Raw genomic sequence first — 19408 nt, 5'->3', positions numbered from 1 at the left:
ATAAATAGCTTTGCGAACCTTTGCGTTTTTTTGTCTTTGTGTATTTTGCGTTTAAAATGGATAAAGATTGTCTTATGCAAAAAAAAAGATTTTGCAGCAAAGAGCGCAAAGGGTTTCACAAAGGTTACAAAGTTTAATAAATAGCTTTGCGAACCTTTGCGTTTTTTTCTTTGTGTGCTTTGCGTTTAAAATGGATAAAAATTGTCTTATGCAAAAAAGATTTAACCGCAAAGAATACAAAGAGTTACATAAAAGTTCGTAAAGTTTAATAAATAGCTTAGTGAACCTTTTTCATTTTTTCTTTGTAGAAGTAAAGTTTTACTTTATATTTGCACTCGCTAAGCAAAAATGGTGGTTGTAGCTCAGTTGGTTAGAGCATCGGTTTGTGGTACCGAGGGTCGCCGGTTCGAACCCGGTCATCCACCCAGAAATTTAAAGCCTTGAAGAAATTCAAGGCTTTTTTTGTGCGTTTGTTTTAAGGATCAAGGAGTTAAGGGCGGTACAAGTCTCTTGTTTAAAAAGATTTTACCGCAAAGAACGCAAAAGCTTGCACGAAGGTTCGCAAAGTTTGATAGATAGCTTTGCGAACCTTTGCGTTTTTTTCTTTGTGTACTTTGCGTTTAAAATGAATCCTAAATAGGTAAAGATTCAAAGGGACAAAGGTTTTCTGTAGAGACGCACCGCAGTGCGTCTACGTGTCAAAGATGGAATAACAGAAATGATATTACGAGACTTCGACTCCGCTCAGTCGGACAATATGGGATATAAAAAAAAGCAGCTATTTTTCAATAACTGCTTTAGATTGTTTGTTCTTCTAGAAAGAAAATCTTCTTATCTAATTTCTGCAAAGGTATCGCCTTGATTAATATCTCCGGTTTTAAATCCTTTCATGAACCAATATTTACGTTGTTCGGATGTTCCGTGTGTAAATGAGTCTGGAACAACACGTCCTTGCATTTTGCTTTGTATAGCATCGTCTCCAACTGCATTTGCAGCACTTAAAGCTTCGTCTATATCGTCGGTATCTAAATTTTTCTGATTGTAATGTGCCCAAACTCCTGCATAAAAATCAGCTTGAAGCTCTAATGCTACAGATAGCTTATTTGCCTGTGCTTCGCTTTTGCCTTCTTGTGCTTTGCGCATTTTGGCAGATGTTCCTAATAATGTTTGTATGTGATGCCCGATTTCGTGCGCTATAACGTAAGAAATAGCAAAGTCACCACCTTTGGCACCAAATCTGGTTTTTAGCTCTTCAAAAAAGGCTAAATCCATATATACTTTTTGATCTCCTGGACAATAAAAAGGCCCTGATGCCGATGTAGCCCCACCGCAAGCAGTTTCTACAGATCCTCTAAAAAGTACTAGTTTTGGATTTTTATAAGTCATTCCGTTTTCGGAAAATATTTTACCCCATATATCTTCATTATCGGCAAGATTTACTCTAACGAAATTACCCATTTCTTCATCTTCTTTGCTTAATGGAGCTGCAGCTTCGGTTTGGTTTGATTGAGAACCTTGCATTTGTTCTAAAACTGGAGTTATTAATTGTGCATTTTCACCTCCAAAAACATTTACCAGCAAAATTATAATTCCGATGATTCCACCTCCTACAAGAGTTTTTCCACCTCCCGACATTCCTCTTCTATCTTCAACGTTGTCACTCTGTCTTCTGCCTTGCCATTTCATAATTATATGGTTTTAATATTTTTATTCGAAATTATATGTACACGAATTTATCGATATTTTTTGAAATAGTAGCTTTTATCTTCTATTTCTTTATTGTTTAGCTAATGGATTTAATTATGGCTTTTTCGATGCTGCCTTTTATAATTGGTTTAGATATATAACCAGTCATTCCTGCATTAATACAATTTTGCTTTTCATCTTTTTCCGCCCCAGCGGTAACGGCGATTATAGGCGTTTTTTTTCCTGATTTTAATTTTCGTATTGCTTTAGTAGCTTCATATCCGTTCATGATTGGCATTTGTATGTCCATGAATATGATATCCGGATTAATTACTTTGTGTAGTTTTACGGCTTCTTCACCATTTTCGGCATCGTAAATTATAGCATTTACAAACAGATTTTTTATAGTAGCTCTAAGTAATAGTCTATTTACATTATTATCTTCTACGATAAGGAATTTTATTTCTTTGGTGAGTTGATCTTTGCTTAAAATAGAAGTATTGTTATTACTTTCAGTTTCATTTATAAAAATATAAGGCTCATAGGTATCGCAGCTTTTGATATCTAAATCAAAATAAAAAGTACTTCCTATATTTGCTTTGCTTTCTAGTTTTAAATGGCTGTCCATTAAGCTAAGTAGCTTATTGGAAATGGTTAAACCTAATCCTGTACCTCCAAATTTGCGAGTAGTCGAACTATCTTCTTGCGAAAATGCCTGAAAAATTCGTTTCTTGTTTTCTTCAAGAATTCCAATACCAGTATCTGAAACTGAAAAACGTATTGTATAAGTATCGTTTATTTTATCGAGTACAGATACATTGAGTTTTATTGTTCCTTTCTCGGTAAATTTAACTGCATTTGCAAGTAGATTAATCAGGATTTGTTTTATTCGGAGTACATCTATGTAAAAACAGTTTGGTACATCTTCATTGATGTTCAATTCTAAAGTAAGTTTTTTGAGATTAGATTCATATAATATTAAATCGACTACTTGATTTAGTACTTCTCTAATGTCGTATTTATCGATGTTTAATTCTAGTTTTCCAGCTTCTATCTTAGAGAAATCAAGAATGTCATTTATAATATTTAGTAATGATTGCGCCGATTGATTAACGGTAATCATATATTTTTGTTGAATTTCCTGAAGATTGGTTTTCATTAATAAATTGGTGAAACCAATAATTCCGTTTAAAGGCGTTCGGATTTCATGTGACATATTTGCCAAGAAATCAGATTTTGATTTATTTGCTGCTTCTGCTAATTGTTTGGCTTTTATAGCATCTTCGGTTTCTTTTTTGCTTGTAATATCAAAATAGATTCCACCAACAAAAGCAATTGCATTTCCTTTTTTAATTACATCACCAAATTCTTCTACCCAAATATATTCGCCAGATTTTCTTTTTATTCTGTATACACTATGTATTGGGATTGCTTTTTGTAAATCGCTTATCTGGTTGTTAATAATGTTTTTTCTGTCTTCTGGATGCATTAATGAAATAAATGATAATCCTTTTTCTAGAAACTCCGCTTTCGGATATCCTGTTAGGTTCTCTATTTCATCACTTAAGAATACTTTGGTTGCTAATTCATCAAACTTGGATAAATAAACTGTACCAGGAATGTTATTAGCAATTAGCTTAAATTTTTCTTCACTTTCGTGAATTCTAGTTTCGTTTCTGTTTCTTTCTAAAGTTGAGGAAATATTATTTGCCAGAGATTGTAAAATGTAGATTTCGTCTTCAGTCCATTTTTTTTCATTGGTACAATCGTCAAATCCTATAAAACCAGTAAACTCATCGTTAATATATAGCGGAAGAATCAAAATAGATTTGATTTCATTAGCGATTAATAACTCTTTAAAAAACGAATCTTTAAGTTTACGTGTTAGTGTATTTAAGATTTTTTTGTTTTGAGCCTGATTAAATATTTCATGCAAATTATCGGAGGTAAAACCTTGTAATTTGGTTATTTGATTAGTGATTCCTTCTCTTGCCCATTTGTATTTCTGGCTTACAAGATTGGTTTCATAATTTTTTTCATAATAAAACATATGATCCACCTTTGTAGCTTTTCCTATTATCTCAAAGGTTTCTTCAAACATTTTGGCTGTGCTTTTGCTTAATAGAAACTTTTCGGTACATAAAGCAAGTGCAGATAATAACTGACTCTTGAATTCTAATTTCTTTTCGGTCATTAATCTCATTTGCGAAGAGATTGCTAATGAAATAATATCCGAAATGGTTCTGGCAAAATTGATGTCTTCATTATCCCAAATTCGTTTGTTTTTGGTAGATTCAAAACAAATAATACCTGTTAGTTGTCCATTTGTAAAAATAGGAACATCCAGCATTGATTTAATATCGTTTACTAAGAAAGCCTCTTTTGTAAATTCGGATATTTCTAAATGATTAAAAACATCAGGAGCATTAATGATGGTTTTATTCTTTATTGAGTTAAAATAAATTGGGTAAGTTTCTCTTTTTAAGATCTTCTTTTTCTCGAGTTTATGATTATCTGAACTAAATAAATTAGTACATGTAATTATGTCTTTACTATATTTCCAGTAACTAACCCGATTAGCTTTAGAAACAATTGCAGCTTCTTTTATAATTAGTTCTACAACACTATCTATATCATTGTAATTGCTAAAGTTTGTGGTCGATAACTTTTTTGAAATAGTATTATAGTTCTCAATTTTTTCTTGTCTGATTTTATTCTCGTTCTCAATGTTTTTTAATTTCGTAATATCTCGGGCAATTCCTGCGTATCCTACTATCTGTCCAACATCGTTTTTGTGGATAATTACTTTAAGTGAAACCCATAATTCTTCTTTATCCTTTTTTAATAATGGAATTTCTATAGCAGGGAAATCATTTTCTTTCTTTTTTAGATTTTCTTCCAGATTTTCATAAAAATTCATTGTATTGATGGTGTAATCAATGCGAATGAATTCGGAATAGTTATGAGAAATAATCTCAGATTCTGAATATCCTAATGACGAAATTGCAAAATCATTGATAAAAGTGAAGTTACCATCATCATCGGTTTCGAAAATTAAATCGGTAGCCGTCTGGATTAGGTTTTTGTATAAATCTCGGGTATTTATTTGCTCGGTAATATCTTGTCCGATACCTATTATTAGATCTTCGGAGAATTTTTTATCTTTCCATTGGATGTATTTGTATTCTCCATTTTTACATTTTAATTTACGTATGTAGAGTTTGTCGTCTGTATAAGTTAAATGGTATTCTTCGCCTATAAATTCTGCATCTTCTGTAAGATTCCAAAAACCCATTCCCATAACTTCGTCAGGAGAATATCCTAGAATATTGGTTATAGTTTCGCTACAAAATAAAATTTCTCCTTTGCGGTTAGTGGCTATAGTAAGTGAATTTCCTTTATGTACGATTTCGTTTGAAAACCGAAATTTATCGTTTACATTTAATAAAACTGCATATTTTACATAGTTGGCTATAAATACTATAATCGAAAAATTAATTAGTACTACAGAGGTTTTTAAAGATATTAATTGTGAAACTGTTGCATCAATTAAAAATAAAAATACGAAAGCTGTATAAAGCCAGTATAATTTTATTGGTTTTATAATGGTGTAAGAAAAGTAAAAGGCTACAACAAAACTAAGTATTGGAGTGATGTCGTTGGGTAAAAGGATTACATTACGTGCTATATAAATAAAAAAGAATAAAAATAGTGTAATGAATATAAATTGCACATTTTTACGTAAGTAATCAACTTTGGTCGTTATAAAATAGAATAATAAAAAGGAAAAACCAATCGAGGCATTTGTGATTAATAAACTTTTTGGTCTAATTTTAAAAAGCTCATTAATAATTTCTATTAATATAATGTTGATCCCAAAGAATAGAAAATAAAGCAAATACTCTTTTTGGGTGGTTTCGTTCTCTTTTTCTTTTTCAATAAAATTTCCTAATTGATTTTTTATATTAAAAAAGTGATAAGCTAAAAATACAATTAGCCCAAATAAAGCCAGTCCCAGTGCTGGAAACTTAGGGTTATTGTAGGAAACAATCCATTTGAGGTTTACATCACTAAATAACAATAATTTACAGGCCAAGCCTGTTAGGTTTGGCCATGAGGATATCATTGTTATAAAACTACAGTAAAATACCATAGATTTTTGGGTGATTTTGGTTTAATTAAATAGATTCCTGAAGAAATTATTATATCAATTCAATCTTTTATAAAAATGTTTTTGGTCCTAAATTAGATGCTTCAACTTCGTCTAATGTATCTGCACCAATAATTGCGCAATAAATTGCATAGTTCATAGAATAAATAAAAGGTAGCGTAAAAACTACTCCGATACAACATCCTATAAAGCCTACCATTGCTGCTATTACTGCGACAATTAATAATATTGCAATTATTAGAGGTTGTTTTGAAACAAGCATTACGCTGGTTTTAATAGCATCAATAGCGTTAAGATTTCCAAACACAATTAATGGAACTGTTAGGTAAGTAAAAAGTGAAATAAGTAATGAAATTAAACCTCCTATAAGAGGCAGACTTATCGTTTCGGTTGTTGTTGATATGATGATGCTTATAACTGATATAATAAATGTAGCAATTATGATATTAGTTAGATATGGTAATTTGTAGTAATAAAAAATTGTAGCTACATTAAATTCTTTGTCTTTATCTGCACAATCGGCCATTTTTAAAAAACCTGCTGTAAAGGGAGCAGTAAATACAGCTAATAAAATCATAGATGCCATATAAATCGCAAGCGAAGTTCCTGTGAATTTAGCTTGTTGTAAATTTTCTAAAGATTCTTTTGTGAAACTTTCTATCCCAAAGAGAGAAATTATAACACTAGATCCAAAAAGACCAAGAATGAAATAAAAAATTAATATAATCGATCCTGCGTACAATGCGATTTTTTTATAATTTTCGAAAGCATGGTTAAATACATTTGAAAAGTCTAATTGATAACCAATTTTATTGATTTCTTCAATTCGTTGTTGCGTACGATTCATAATTTTTAAGAGTAGTTATTCGTTATATTTTGGTATCTTTTTGGATTGTTTTTTTATGAAAAATCAGTAGTAAATATAATATATTTTTTAAATCGACAAGGTTAAAATTGGTTTTTTAGCAAAATGATTTAGTGTAATTACATGATTTTATAAGGGGAAATATTTGTAACTCATTGATGTTTAAATCAAGGTAAGTTTACATCCAATCTAATAATTTTTTTATAGTTGCCAGCTTATCTTTATATGGTGCGTAGCGCATTGGTAAATCGAGCCAATTTGCTTTTTTGACAATGCTTTTGTGATGGGAGAAAGTATCAAAACTTAATTTACCATGATAAGCCCCCAGACCACTATGACCAACACCTCCAAACGGAAGTCTGTTGTTTGAAAAATGAACAACGGTATCATTAATACATCCTCCGCCAAATGAATAGCGTGTAATTATCTTTTTTGTGAAATTCTGGTTGTCACTAAAAACGTATAGAGCAAGTGGTTTTTCGTATCGATCGATAATGTTTTTTAAATCAGCTTCGGTTTTATAGGTAAGTATAGGTAATAATGGCCCAAAAATTTCTTCTTGCATAATACCGCTTTCCATACTTGGTTCGTCTATAAGTGTTGGTGCGATATATAATTTTTTGGCATCGGTATGTCCGCCAAAAATTATTTTGTCACGTTCGATCATGCTATCTAATCGTACCCAGTTTTTGGTATTTATAATTCTTGCAAAATCTGGAGATTCTTCGGGGTTTGATCCGTAAGCTTTGTTAATCTCATCTTTTAAGTATCCTATAAAATGAGTTTTCATATCTTTATGTATCAAGATATAATCGGGTGCTATACAGGTTTGTCCGGCATTTATAAATTTTCCCCAAACAATTCTTTTGGCTGCTAGTTTTAAATTAGCAGTTTCATCTATAATACATGGGTTTTTTCCGCCAAGTTCTAGTGTAACAGGAGTGAGGTGCTCGGCAGCGGCTTTTGCTACAATTTTTCCAACGGCTACACTTCCTGTAAAGAATATATAATCCCAGCGTTTTTCTAAAAGTTTTTGCGAAACATCGACTCCTCCTTGTACCACTTCGACATGATTTATGTGAAATGTTTTCTGGATGATTTCGGTTATAATTTCGGCAGTTTTAGGAGTAAGTTCCGATGGTTTTAAAATCACTTTATTTCCTGCTGCTACAGCCGAAATTAATGGGCATAAAGCCAATTGGAAAGGATAATTCCAAGGAGCCAGAATTAGTACTTTTCCGTAAGGTTCTTTATAAATATAATCGGTAGAAGGAAAGTTAAGTATCGATGGGAAAACCCGTTGTGGTTTTGCCCAGCTATAAATATTTTTAATGGTATCTTTTAATTCCGAAATAACATAATTGGTTTCGGTTAAGACGGCTTCAAAAGCAGGTTTCTTGAAATCATCATACAAAGCTTTTATGATTAAATCTTCGCTTTTTTGTATGTTGAACAATAGTTTTTTAAGCGTCTCTTTTCTGTAACCGATGTCATTTTTATAGTCCATTTTAAAATCAGCTTAGTTTTATACTATGCAAGTTAATTTTAAAATTTTAAATAAAAGTAATTTTTATCCAAAAATCATATAGCGTTCCATATCACTTCGTCTGGAGTAGGTGCAATTATGGTAAGAGACTCTTTGGTAACGGGATGTATGAAGGTTAATTTTCGGGCATGAAGATGTATTCCTCCATCAGGATTGCTTCGGTCAAATCCGTATTTTAAATCTCCTTTTATAGGTGATCCAATAGCCGAAAGTTGTGCTCTAATTTGGTGGTGTCTTCCTGTATGTAAATTAATTTCGAGAGCTACATAATTCTGTAGTTCTTTAAAAACAGTATAATCTAAACTTGCCAATTTGCTATCTGGAACTTCTTTTAAGTGTGCTTTTGACGTATTGTTTTTCTCGTTTCTTTTTAAATAATGAACCAATTTAGCACTTGTTTCTGCAGGTTTGTTTTTTACAACTGCCCAATAGGTTTTTTGTGTTTCGCGATTACTGAACAATTCGTTCATGCGCGTTAATGCTTTGCTTGTTCTGGCAAAAACTACAATTCCGGTTGTAGGACGGTCTAAACGATGTATTACGCCTAAAAATACGTCACCAGGTTTGTTGTATTTCTGTTTTATGTATTCTTTTACAACATCCGATAATGGTTTGTCGCCCGTTTTATCACCTTGTACAATATCGCCTACGCGCTTGTTTACAACAATAATGTGGTTGTCTTCGTGTAGAATTTGGAGATTGTCTTTGGTAGATATAATTTTCATAGTTTTTTTTTGAGTTTCTAAGGAACTAAGAAGCTAAGGCGCTAAGAAAAAATCTTAGAACCTTAGTTTTTTAGCATTTTAGGACCTTAAAGGAGTTTGGCTAAAGGCTGATTAACTTAAAATATCCCTCTTGTTAAGGCAGGAGGTTATTCAATTTTAAAATCTTAGAACCTTTGTCGCTTAGAACCTTAGTGCCTTAAAAAATTAATATTGTTCTCCAGAATTTGGGAAGTCTCCAGATTTTACATCATCAACATATTGGCTAATTGCTGTTGTCATTCCTTCGTATAAATTCATGTAGCGTCTTAAGAAACGTGGGCTAAACTCATTGTTCATTCCTAACATATCGTGAATTACAAGAACTTGACCATCTACTTGACCTCCAGCACCGATTCCGATTACTGGAATAGAGATACTTTTGGCAACTTTTTCGGCTAAATGTGCAGGGATTTTTTCTAGTACTAATGCAAAACAACCAATTTTTTCTAGCATTTTTGCATCTTCAATTAGTTTTTCGGCTTCGTCTTCTTCTTTTGCACGAACAGTATATGTTCCGAATTTATATATTGATTGTGGTGTTAAACCCAAGTGTCCCATAACTGGAATTCCTGCGTTTAATATCTTTTTTATTGATTCTTTAATTTCTTTTCCACCTTCTAGTTTTACTGCGTGACCTCCACTTTCTTTCATGATTCTGATAGCAGAACGCAATGCTTCTTTAGGATCTGATTGGTAACTTCCGAAAGGTAAATCAACAACTACCAAAGCTCTTTCGATAGCTCTTACTACAGATGATGCATGATAAATCATTTGATCTAAAGTAATTGGTAATGTCGTTTCGTGACCTGCCATAACGTTAGAAGCTGAGTCTCCTACAAGGATTACATCGATTCCGGCAGTATCAACAATTTTGGCCATTGTATAATCGTAAGCCGTAAGCATTGAGATTTTTTGGCCATTGGCTTTCATCTCAATTAATGATTTGGTAGTAATTCTTTTGTAATCTTTTTTTGCTACAGACATTGTAATCTATGATTTAGTTCCGATAGAATCGGGATTGATTTATATTTTGAATCTGTAAAAGTAATGAAATCAATTTTTTTAAAGCCCGATAGCACGGAAATTCTTTCGGTGTCTACAAACAAATTGATTTAAGATTTTAGGCTAATGATTTTTTGATTTGTCTTGTCCTAAAATAAGTTTCTCGCAAAGACGCAAAGTCGCCAAGGTTACACATGATTTCTTTGCTGCTTTGTGTCTTCGTGAGAGTTGATTAATATGTAAACTTATTTTAGAACGAGAAACTTTTCTGAGTTCGATAGCGCGGAAATTTTTTCCGTGCCCACAAACAATGATTTTTTTTGATGTTAATTTTAAATTTTCTTGTGTCTTTTTGGAACGGGCACGGAAAGAATTTCCGCGCTATCGTTGCGTTGATTGTATTTTGTTATATTTGCAGTCCTAAATGCAAAGATTATGAACTCGAAAAAACTTCTTGCCCGTGTGGTATGGTGGCGGTATTGGAAACAACCGCAACGCTCTTTGCAGCGTAGGACACCTTAGCTATGCGGGTTTTATATTTCCTAAATGCAAAGATTATGAGTACAAACAACCTTTCGAAAGAAACAGAAAGAAGGCTAACAGATTTTTTTAACAAAACGATTGATCCAATAGCTATGGCTAAGGAGATAAGGCAAGTAAATTATTTACTCGCTTTAGGAGTTATGAGAGAACATGAAACTCTTAGGCACGAAGTTATTAACTTAGAGAAAAGTTTTTATTGGCTCAATAAATTAGCCGAAATTCTAAATCCTTATTTGGATACTGAATAAATTTATTTCATTACATTTTTAAAATTAATAATAAAACCAAAAACCTTGACTATTAAAAAGTTGAGGTTTTTTTATTGAGTTTATATAAGCCATCTATTTTGTTTCTAGCCCTGATGGGAACGGCATCCTTTTATGGCTTTTTCTGCCATAAAAGATATAGTGTACAGCAGGATTAGCTCCTGAAAAAAGAATGAATTATGGGAGACTAAAAAAGTATTTGGTAGTATTTAATTAACAAATAAGTAAAATAACTAATTTTGAAAAAATAAATTCACAAACCCCTATTTTGAAAAACATCCTTATTATTGACGACGAAGAGAAACTACGTAATCTTCTCGCTAGAATTATACGCTCGGAAGGTTTTGAAGTTTTTGAAGCTCCAGATTTAAAGTCGGGTTTTAAAAAGTTAGAACATAATGATATCGATGCCGTGCTTTGCGATGTTAAGCTTCCTGATGGAAATGGTGTTGATTTTCTTCAGAAAATAAAAGCCGCTTTCCCATTTACGGAGGTTATTTTATTGACGGCTTTTGGAAAAATTTCGGATGGTGTTCAAGCCATGAAAAATGGTGCTTTTGATTATATTGTAAAGGGGGATGATAATGATAAAATTATTCCGCTTTTGTATAAAGCCCTAGAAAAAGTGCAATTGCAAAAGAAGGTTAAGCAACTTGAGAAACGCATTTCTGATAAATATTCTTTTGATAATATTATAGGGAAATCGAAAGGGTTGGAGCAGGTTATTAATTTGGCTCAGAAAGTTTCTAAAACTGATTCGACTGTATTATTAATGGGTGAAACTGGAACTGGTAAAGAGGTTTTTGCTCAGGCAATTCATGAGAATAGTAATAGAGTAGGGAAATCGTTTGTGGCGTTAAACTGCAGTACTTTTAGTAAAGAAATTCTTGAGAGCGAATTGTTTGGACACAAACAGGGTGCTTTTACCGGAGCTATTAAAGATAAGAAAGGATATATTGAGGAAGCTAATGGTGGTACTTTATTTCTTGATGAGATTGGGGAAATGCCGCTGGAACTACAAGCGAAATTATTGCGTGTTCTGGAAACTAGCGAATACATTCAGCTTGGTGATACGAAACCAAGGAAATCTAATTTTAGATTAATTGCAGCGACCAATCGCGATTTGAAGATTGAGAGTGAGGAACACCGTTTTCGTTCGGATTTATATTTTAGGTTGAATATTTTTGAAATTAAGATTCCGCCTTTGCGAGAAAGGGTTAAGGATGTTGCTCCTTTGGCGCATTATTATGTGAAGCAATTTTCTGAAAAAATAAATAAGAAGGCTTTATCTATTGATGAGGGCTTTATGCAAAAGCTGGAAACGTATCAATGGCCTGGAAACGTTCGTGAATTAAAGAATGTTATAGAACGTTCGGTAATTTTGGTAAATGATGATGTTTTAACAGAAGATGTTTTGCCTTATGAGATGCAACATCAGGTGGTTAAAACGAATAAAAGCGTTTCGGCGTTTTCTATGCAAAGTGTTGAGAAATTACATATACAGAAGGTATTTAATTATACTAAAGGCAATAAAGCCGAAACGGCACGATTACTCGAAATTGGGATTGCGACTCTTTATCGAAAATTAGACGAATACAATATTCAATAGTAAAACAATACTATTTTGAGAAAAGCCTATCATTATGATAGGCTTTTTTTGTGCCTAATTTTTAAGTAAATTTGATAAGTGTTTAATTTACAATGACTTGTAAGTGTTTCTTTTTTTTGGAATGTATTTTGGCATAAGCGATGGAGAACTAAAAAAATCATTGTCATGAAAAATCAAGTCACCACGATTTATAAACAAGCTGAACGGTTTGCCGAAATCACTAAGACAGCAATTATTAGCGGAAATATCGTTAGAGCAAAAAAATGCCTGGCTCTCGCTGAGCGATTATATACTACTGGAAGTTATGAAACTAAAAGCGCTATCTCGAACGTGTACGTTTTCTCGGTTTCTTCTTTTATGGAATTGCGACACTGTACGATTTCGGACTTGTTCCCAAAATCGCTGAAGGCTGAATATATTAAGCAAATTAATGCGTCGGGGGTGTAAAAGTTTAATCGGTTAATTGTTTAAATCGTTTAATCGCCAAGAATCTAAAAATAAATAATCCAATAATCTAAATAAATCAAAACCTATGTTAATCACTATTCTTTTGCTCGCACTGGCAGTTTTGCTCTTTGCGATTTGTTTTAAATCTGTCGAATTTTTTGAAAAAATTTAAATCATGATTGCACTATTTATTATTGCCCTTGCCGTTTTCGGCTATTTGGTTTACGTATTAATCAAACCCGAAAAATTTTAATAATGTATAAAAGTGATATGAGATAATGTAAAACCGGTATAGGTAAGATGTGAAATGTAAGAAGGTTTGATGTAATGCATCGGTTTGTTTTTGCTTCTCACATTTTAGAATCAACGTTTTGCAGGAAAACATTTCGCAGGAAAACATTTGTCTCTAAAAAAAATTAAATTATGAACACAGAATTATTTGGCGTCATCAGTATTTTTATCATTACGATAGTTTTAGCCATTCCTTTGGGAAAATATATTGCTAAAGTTTATTTGGGTGATAAGACCTTACTCGACCCGATTTTCAATCCAATTGAAAAACTTATTTTTAAAATCAGTGGAATCAATTCCACCGAAGAAATGAACTGGAAGCAACACTTAAAAGCTCTTTTAAGTATAAACATGGTTTGGTTCTTTCTTTGTTTCTTTATCTTATTGTTTCAAGGGTCACTTTTCTTAAACCCAGACAATAACCCATCGATGAGTCCAGATTTGGCATTTAATACCGCCATTTCTTTTATGGTAAACTGTAATTTACAGCATTATTCGGGCGAAAGCGGTGTATCTTATTTATCTCAGATGTTCTTGATGTTCTTGCAATTTGTTTCGGCTGGTGTCGGACTTGCTGCTGCAGCAATGGTTTTTACCGCTATGAAGGAACGTACTACGGATAAACTAGGTAATTTTTATAATTATTTTATAAAAAGTTGTACTCGTATTTTATTGCCACTTTCGGCTATTGTAGCTACTGCTCTTGTATTTAGCGGTTCTCCGATGACTTTTGAGGGTAAGGATACAATTACTACTTTACAAGGTGATAATGTGGCGGTTTCTCGTGGGCCTGCTGCTGCATTTATCGCTATAAAACATATAGGTACAAATGGTGGTGGTTTTTTTGGAGCTAACTCGGCTCATCCTTTAGAAAACCCTACTTATTTTACTAATGCTGTCGAGTTATGGGCTCAATTAATTGTTCCGTTTGCCATGATTTTTGCTTTAGGTTTTTATTTAAAGAAAAGAAAATTTTCATACGTAATTTTTGGAGTAATGACGGTTGGTTTCCTACTTCTGGTTATCCCAACGGTTATGAGCGAGATTAACGGAAATCCTGCTATCGAAAGAATGGGAATTGCTCAGACAACAGGAGCAATGGAAGGTAAAGAGGTTCGGTTAGGACCAGCCATTTCAGGTTTCTGGAGTATTGCAACAACTGTAATCTCTACGGGTTCTGTAAATAGTATGCATGATAGCTCGATGTCAGTATCTGGCGCTATGGAATTGCTTGCTATGATGGTTAATGCTTTTTATGGTGGTTGTGGTGTTGGTATTCTTAACTTTTATGTTTTCATTATTCTGGCGGTATTTATTTCTGGTTTAATGGTGGGTCGAACTCCTGAATTTTTAGGAAAGAAAATCGAAGCTCGGGAGGTTAAAATCGCTGCTTTTATTGCTATTCTTCACCCTTTATTAATATTATCAGGAACGGCTTTGGCATCTTATTTTGCTGCAAATGATACGGCAATGGGATATTGGTTTAGTGGGAATGCAACGGGTTGGTTAAACAATCCTGGTAATCATGGATTTTCGGAAATGTTATATGAATATACTTCGAGTGCTGCCAATAACGGTTCTGGTTTTGAAGGTTTAGGAGATAACAATCCTTTCTGGAATATTACTACTGGTATTGTATTGTTGTTGAGTCGTTTTATCCCTATAATCGGGCCATTGGCTATTGCTGGATTACTAGCTAATAAAAAATATATCCCTGAAAGTGCTGGAACTTTAAAAACTGACACTTCTATTTTTGGAGTTATGGTTTTTGCTGTAATCGCAATTATCGCCGCCTTATCATTCTTCCCAGCGTTGGCTTTAGGTCCATTGGCAGAATATTTTACATTAAAATAATATAAAAGAAAATGACTAACAATAAATCCAATTCATTGTTTGAAAGTAAGCAGGTAAAAGATGCCTTGGTGCAATCTTTTGTGAAGCTTAATCCAAAATTGATGATTAAAAATCCGGTAATGTTTACCGTAGAAATAGGAACTGCCATTATGTTTGCCGTTTGTATTTCCATATTAATGGGAGCACAGGATCAAGGTAGTTTTGCTTATAATTTAATTGTGTTTTTAATTTTACTAGCAACTCTTTTGTTTGCCAATTTCGCCGAAGCAATTGCCGAAGCAAGAGGTAAAGCGCAAGCGGATAGTTTAAGAAAAACACGGGAAGAAACTCCTGCAAGACAAATCCTGGCTAATGGTGAAATTAAAAACATTAGTTCATCGGAATTAAAAAAAGGTGATGTTTTTGTTTGCGAAGCTGGAGATTTAATTGCAACCGATGGTGAAATCATCGAAGGTTTAGCAACTATTGACGAAAGTGCAATTACTGGAGAAAGTGCTCCTGTGATTCGGGAAGCTGGTGGTGATAAATCATCGGTAACTGGTGGGACAAAAGTATTGTCGGATAAAATTAAAGTTATTGTAACTTCTGAACCAGGCGAAAGTTTTCTTGATAAAATGATTGCTTTGGTGGAAGGAGCAAGCCGTCAGAAAACTCCAAACGAGATTGCTCTTACTATTTTGTTGGCGGCATTTACTTTAATCTTTGTGATTGTTTGTATTACGCTAAAACCATTTGCGGATTATGCTAATGCTCCTATTACAATCGCTGCTTTTATTGCGCTGTTTGTATGTTTGATCCCAACAACTATTGGTGGTTTACTTTCGGCAATTGGTATTGCGGGTATGGATAGAGCGTTGCGTGCTAACGTAATTACTAAATCTGGAAAAGCGGTAGAAACTGCTGGAGATATTGATGTATTGCTTCTGGATAAAACAGGAACGATTACTATTGGTAATAGAAAAGCAACTAATTTTTATCCTGCTAAAGGTGTTTCGGATAAAGATTTTATTGAATCGGCTGTATTAAGTTCTCTTGCTGATGATACTCCTGAGGGGAAAAGTATTGTAGAACTGGCTGGTACAACTGTGTCTCAAAGCTTATCTATTGAAGGGGCTACTTTAATAAAGTTTACTGCTGAAACCAGAACGAGTGGTGTTGTCTTAAAAGATGGTACTAATATTAGAAAAGGTGCTCAGGATGCTGCAAAAAATATTGCGCTTCAGGCTGGAAATACTTTCCCTGAGGATATTGCTCAAAAAGTAATCGATATTTCATCTAAAGGTGGAACACCATTGGTGGTGGTTAAAAACAACCAAGTACAAGGTGTTATCGAATTACAGGATATTATTAAAACGGGTATGAAGGAACGTTTTGACCGTTTGAGAAAAATGGGTGTAAAAACGGTAATGGTTACAGGAGATAATCCTCTTACGGCTAAGTTTATTGCTGAGGCTGCTGGTGTGGATGATTTTATTGCAGAAGCGAAACCTGAGGATAAAATGAACTACATTAAAAACGAGCAACAAATGGGTAAACTTGTCGCAATGATGGGTGATGGTACGAATGATGCACCGGCTCTTGCACAAGCTGATGTAGGTGTTGCAATGAACAGTGGAACTCAAGCTGCTAAGGAAGCCGGAAACATGGTAGATTTAGATAATGACCCAACGAAGTTAATTGAGATTATTGAGATTGGAAAACAGTTGCTGATGACCAGAGGTACACTTACAACGTTTTCTATTGCAAACGACGTAGCGAAGTATTTTGCTATTGTTCCTGCACTTTTTATTACAGCGATTCCTGCCTTGCAAGGTTTAAATATCATGCATTTGCATAGTCCTGAGAGTGCGATTTTATCGGCGGTAATCTTTAATGCGATTATCATCCCGATATTGATTCCGCTAGCGTTGAGAGGTGTTGATTATAAACCAATCGGTGCAAGTGCAATCCTAAAAAGAAACTTGTTGATTTATGGTTTAGGTGGATTAATAATTCCTTTTATCGGTATTAAATTAATTGATTTGGCTGTAGCTCTGTTCATGTAAGCTACTAAGGTGCTAAGTTTCTAAGGTACTAAGATTAAAACTTTGAGACTAAAGCCTTAATATATTATAAAATTTAAAAAATAGGTTCTGAGATACTAAGTTGCTAAGGCTCTAAGAAAAAAACTTAGAAACTTAGAAGCTTAGTTCCTTAGAAACTCAAAAAACAAAAACAATGAAAAATATATTTTCAATATTAAAATTTACTCTACTTACAATTGTTCTGTTTGCTGTTATTTATCCTTTGGCAATTTATGGTATTGCTCAGTTTGCGCCTAATCAAGGTAAGGGCGAAACTATTTCGGTTAATGGTAAAGTAGTAGGGTATCAAAAAATAGGTCAGAAATTTGACAAGTCTAATTATTTCTGGGGTCGTCCTTCGGCAGTAGATTATAACGCTGCGGGTAGTGGCGGGAGTAATAAAGGACCAAGTAATGCTGATTATTTAGCTGTGGTTCAAAAAAGAATTGATACTTTTTTAATTGTTCATCCTTATTTAAGAAAATCGGAAATTCCTGCCGATATGGTTACTGCTTCTGGTAGTGGTTTGGATCCTAATATATCTCCTCAAGGTGCTTTGGTTCAGGTAAAACGGGTTGCTAAAGAAAGAAAATTAGATGAGAATAAAGTAAAAGCTTTGGTTGAATCTAAAATTAATACTCCTGAGGTTATGGGAACTGCAATGGTGAATGTTTTGGAACTAAACATTGCTCTTGACGAACTTTCTAAAAAAGGTTCTTAGTTTTATTCCTGCAAGGTTTCTAAAATCTAGTAGGTATGATAAACTGTGCCTAGATATCTAACGGGTTCTGGAAACTTGTCAGGATAAAAAAACTTTTAAAATATAATGATTAATACTAAACCTAACAGGTTTTATAAATCTGTTAGCAAGGTTTCTAGTGCCTTGTGTGTATGAAAATTTATGGTCAAAATATAGATAAACTTGTAGTTACTTATCTGAGTTTGCCCTTTATGACCTAACAGGTTTTGGAAGCTTGTTAGGATGACTAAAGCCCTTGTTGCCCCAAGTGTTTTAGCCCAGATAGAAGCGGTATCCTTTTTCTGGCTTCTTTAGCCAGAAAAAGATATAGCGGATAGCTGGAAATAGCTCCTAAAAAAACTAATAACAAAAAAAGAATAATTAAACCTAAGCAGGTATATAAACTCTGCTAGTTTTTGAATGCCCAAATTTTAAAATAAAATGAAAAAAATAATACTTACAGCTTTAATAGCTTTTGGATACACAACAATGAATGCTCAGGAAGAATCTAAAAGTCCGTTTACGTTTTCGGGTTATATAGATACATATTACAGTTATGATTTTGGAAATCCTGATGATCATATTCGACCAAGTTTTATTTATAATTATAACAAACACAATGAAGTGAACTTGAATTTAGGTTTGGCAAAAGTGAATTATGTAAAAGATAATGTTCGGGCAAATTTTGCTCTTATGGCTGGAACTTATGCTCAATATAATTTGGCTGGCGAGCAAGATTTATTAAAAAATGTATATGAGGCTAATGTGGGGGTAAAAATCTCTAAAGAGCATAATCTTTGGGTTGATGCGGGAATTATGCCTTCGCATATTGGTTTTGAAAGTGCTATTGGTAAAGATTGTATGACTCTGACCAGAAGTATCCTAGCTGAAAATTCTCCGTATTATGAAGCGGGTGTAAAATTAGGATATACATCTAAGAGCGAAAAATGGTACTTGGCAGTAATGTATTTAAATGGATGGCAACGTATCAAGAAGGTTGAGGGAAATCAGACTCCGGCTTTTGGAACGCAGGTTACATATAAACCAAATTCGGCTGTTACATTAAACTGGAGTACGTATGTTGGGAATGAATATCCTGACGTGGATAGAAAATGGAGGTATTTTAATGATTTCTTCGGACAGTTTAGGGTGTCTGAAAAAGTGAATTTAATTGCTGGTTTTGATATCGGTGCACAACAAGCGACAAACGGTAGTTCTAATTATGATATTTGGTACACTCCAATTGTTATGGCGCAGTATAAACCAACGAATAAAATTCAGCTAGCAGCTAGAGGTGAGTATTACCAAGATGAGAAAGGTGTTATTATAGCAACTGGAACTCCTAATGGTTTTAAAACGTATGGTTTCTCGGCAAATTTTGATTATTTGGCTGCAGAAAATGTGATATTTCGATTAGAAGCGCGAACTTTGAATAGTAAAGACGATATCTTTTTGAAAAATAATAATCCAACGGATAGTAACGTATTTATAACGACTTCTTTGGCAATTTCTCTTTAACTTTAGGCTATAAGCTTTAAGCGATAGGCTTTATAAGAGTCGCA

14 protein-coding genes and 1 tRNA gene are annotated in these 19408 nt (G+C 33.5%); 9 read left to right on the top strand and 6 right to left on the bottom strand.

Annotated features, from left to right (window positions below; all coding sequences use genetic code 11):
- The first annotated feature begins 351 nt into the window (after positions 1–351).
- A tRNA-His gene (locus tag IW20_RS19920) sits at positions 352–425 on the top strand.
- Between the two features lie 406 nt (positions 426–831).
- Here the strand turns inward: IW20_RS19920 and ypfJ are convergent.
- From ypfJ to panB, 6 genes are all read right to left on the bottom strand, one after another.
- Positions 832–1686: a KPN_02809 family neutral zinc metallopeptidase gene (gene ypfJ, locus IW20_RS19915; RefSeq protein WP_035626568.1), complete on the bottom strand. Its 855-nt coding sequence runs from the start codon at positions 1684–1686 to the stop codon at positions 832–834.
- A 97-nt stretch (positions 1687–1783) separates the two neighbouring features.
- Positions 1784–5812: a PAS domain S-box protein gene (locus IW20_RS19910; protein WP_081912527.1), complete on the bottom strand. Its 4029-nt coding sequence runs from the start codon at positions 5810–5812 to the stop codon at positions 1784–1786.
- Between the two features lie 94 nt (positions 5813–5906).
- A complete protein-coding gene (locus IW20_RS19905; RefSeq protein WP_035626565.1) occupies positions 5907–6704 on the bottom strand; it encodes a DUF2189 domain-containing protein in 798 nt (265 codons plus the stop codon).
- 196 nt (positions 6705–6900) lie between these two features.
- Positions 6901–8229, bottom strand: a complete 1329-nt coding sequence (locus tag IW20_RS19900) for an aldehyde dehydrogenase (protein ID WP_035626564.1) — start codon at positions 8227–8229, stop codon at positions 6901–6903.
- A 74-nt stretch (positions 8230–8303) separates the two neighbouring features.
- On the bottom strand, positions 8304–8993 hold the full coding sequence (locus tag IW20_RS19895) for an RluA family pseudouridine synthase (protein WP_035626563.1): 690 nt from the start codon (positions 8991–8993) through the stop codon (positions 8304–8306).
- 204 nt (positions 8994–9197) lie between these two features.
- The gene (panB, locus tag IW20_RS19890; RefSeq protein WP_035626562.1) at positions 9198–10016 is read right to left on the bottom strand and encodes a 3-methyl-2-oxobutanoate hydroxymethyltransferase; all 819 of its coding nucleotides are present in this window, start codon (positions 10014–10016) and stop codon (positions 9198–9200) included.
- 575 nt (positions 10017–10591) lie between these two features.
- Between panB and IW20_RS19885 the strand changes: the two genes are divergently transcribed.
- The 8 genes from IW20_RS19885 to IW20_RS19855 all read left to right on the top strand — a co-directional run bounded on the left by IW20_RS19885 (position 10592) and on the right by IW20_RS19855 (position 19364).
- Positions 10592–10825: a hypothetical protein gene (locus tag IW20_RS19885; RefSeq protein ID WP_035626584.1), complete on the top strand. Its 234-nt coding sequence runs from the start codon at positions 10592–10594 to the stop codon at positions 10823–10825.
- 283 nt (positions 10826–11108) lie between these two features.
- Complete coding sequence (locus IW20_RS19880) at positions 11109–12452, top strand: sigma-54-dependent transcriptional regulator (RefSeq protein WP_165571463.1); 1344 nt, start codon at positions 11109–11111, stop codon at positions 12450–12452.
- Between the two features lie 165 nt (positions 12453–12617).
- A complete protein-coding gene (locus tag IW20_RS19875; protein ID WP_035626556.1) occupies positions 12618–12899 on the top strand; it encodes a DUF7674 family protein in 282 nt (93 codons plus the stop codon).
- A gap of 175 nt (positions 12900–13074) precedes the next feature.
- Positions 13075–13152: a K(+)-transporting ATPase subunit F gene (gene kdpF, locus IW20_RS25965; RefSeq protein ID WP_081912528.1), complete on the top strand. Its 78-nt coding sequence runs from the start codon at positions 13075–13077 to the stop codon at positions 13150–13152.
- A gap of 170 nt (positions 13153–13322) precedes the next feature.
- Entirely contained in the window at positions 13323–15044 is a 1722-nt protein-coding gene (gene kdpA, locus IW20_RS19870) for a potassium-transporting ATPase subunit KdpA (RefSeq protein WP_035626553.1), read from the top strand.
- Positions 15045–15055: 11 nt separating this feature from the next.
- Entirely contained in the window at positions 15056–17089 is a 2034-nt protein-coding gene (gene kdpB / locus IW20_RS19865) for a potassium-transporting ATPase subunit KdpB (protein WP_035626550.1), read from the top strand.
- A gap of 172 nt (positions 17090–17261) precedes the next feature.
- Entirely contained in the window at positions 17262–17828 is a 567-nt protein-coding gene (locus IW20_RS19860) for a K(+)-transporting ATPase subunit C (protein ID WP_035626547.1), read from the top strand.
- A 459-nt stretch (positions 17829–18287) separates the two neighbouring features.
- Positions 18288–19364: a porin gene (locus IW20_RS19855; protein WP_035626544.1), complete on the top strand. Its 1077-nt coding sequence runs from the start codon at positions 18288–18290 to the stop codon at positions 19362–19364.
- Positions 19365–19408: the final 44 nt, after the last annotated feature.

Origin of the sequence: Flavobacterium hydatis (assembly GCF_000737695.1) — a bacterium.
Lineage (GTDB): Bacteria > Bacteroidota > Bacteroidia > Flavobacteriales > Flavobacteriaceae > Flavobacterium > Flavobacterium hydatis.
The sequence above is the reverse complement of the archived record's forward strand: the minus strand, read 5'-3'. Positions and strand labels throughout refer to the sequence as shown.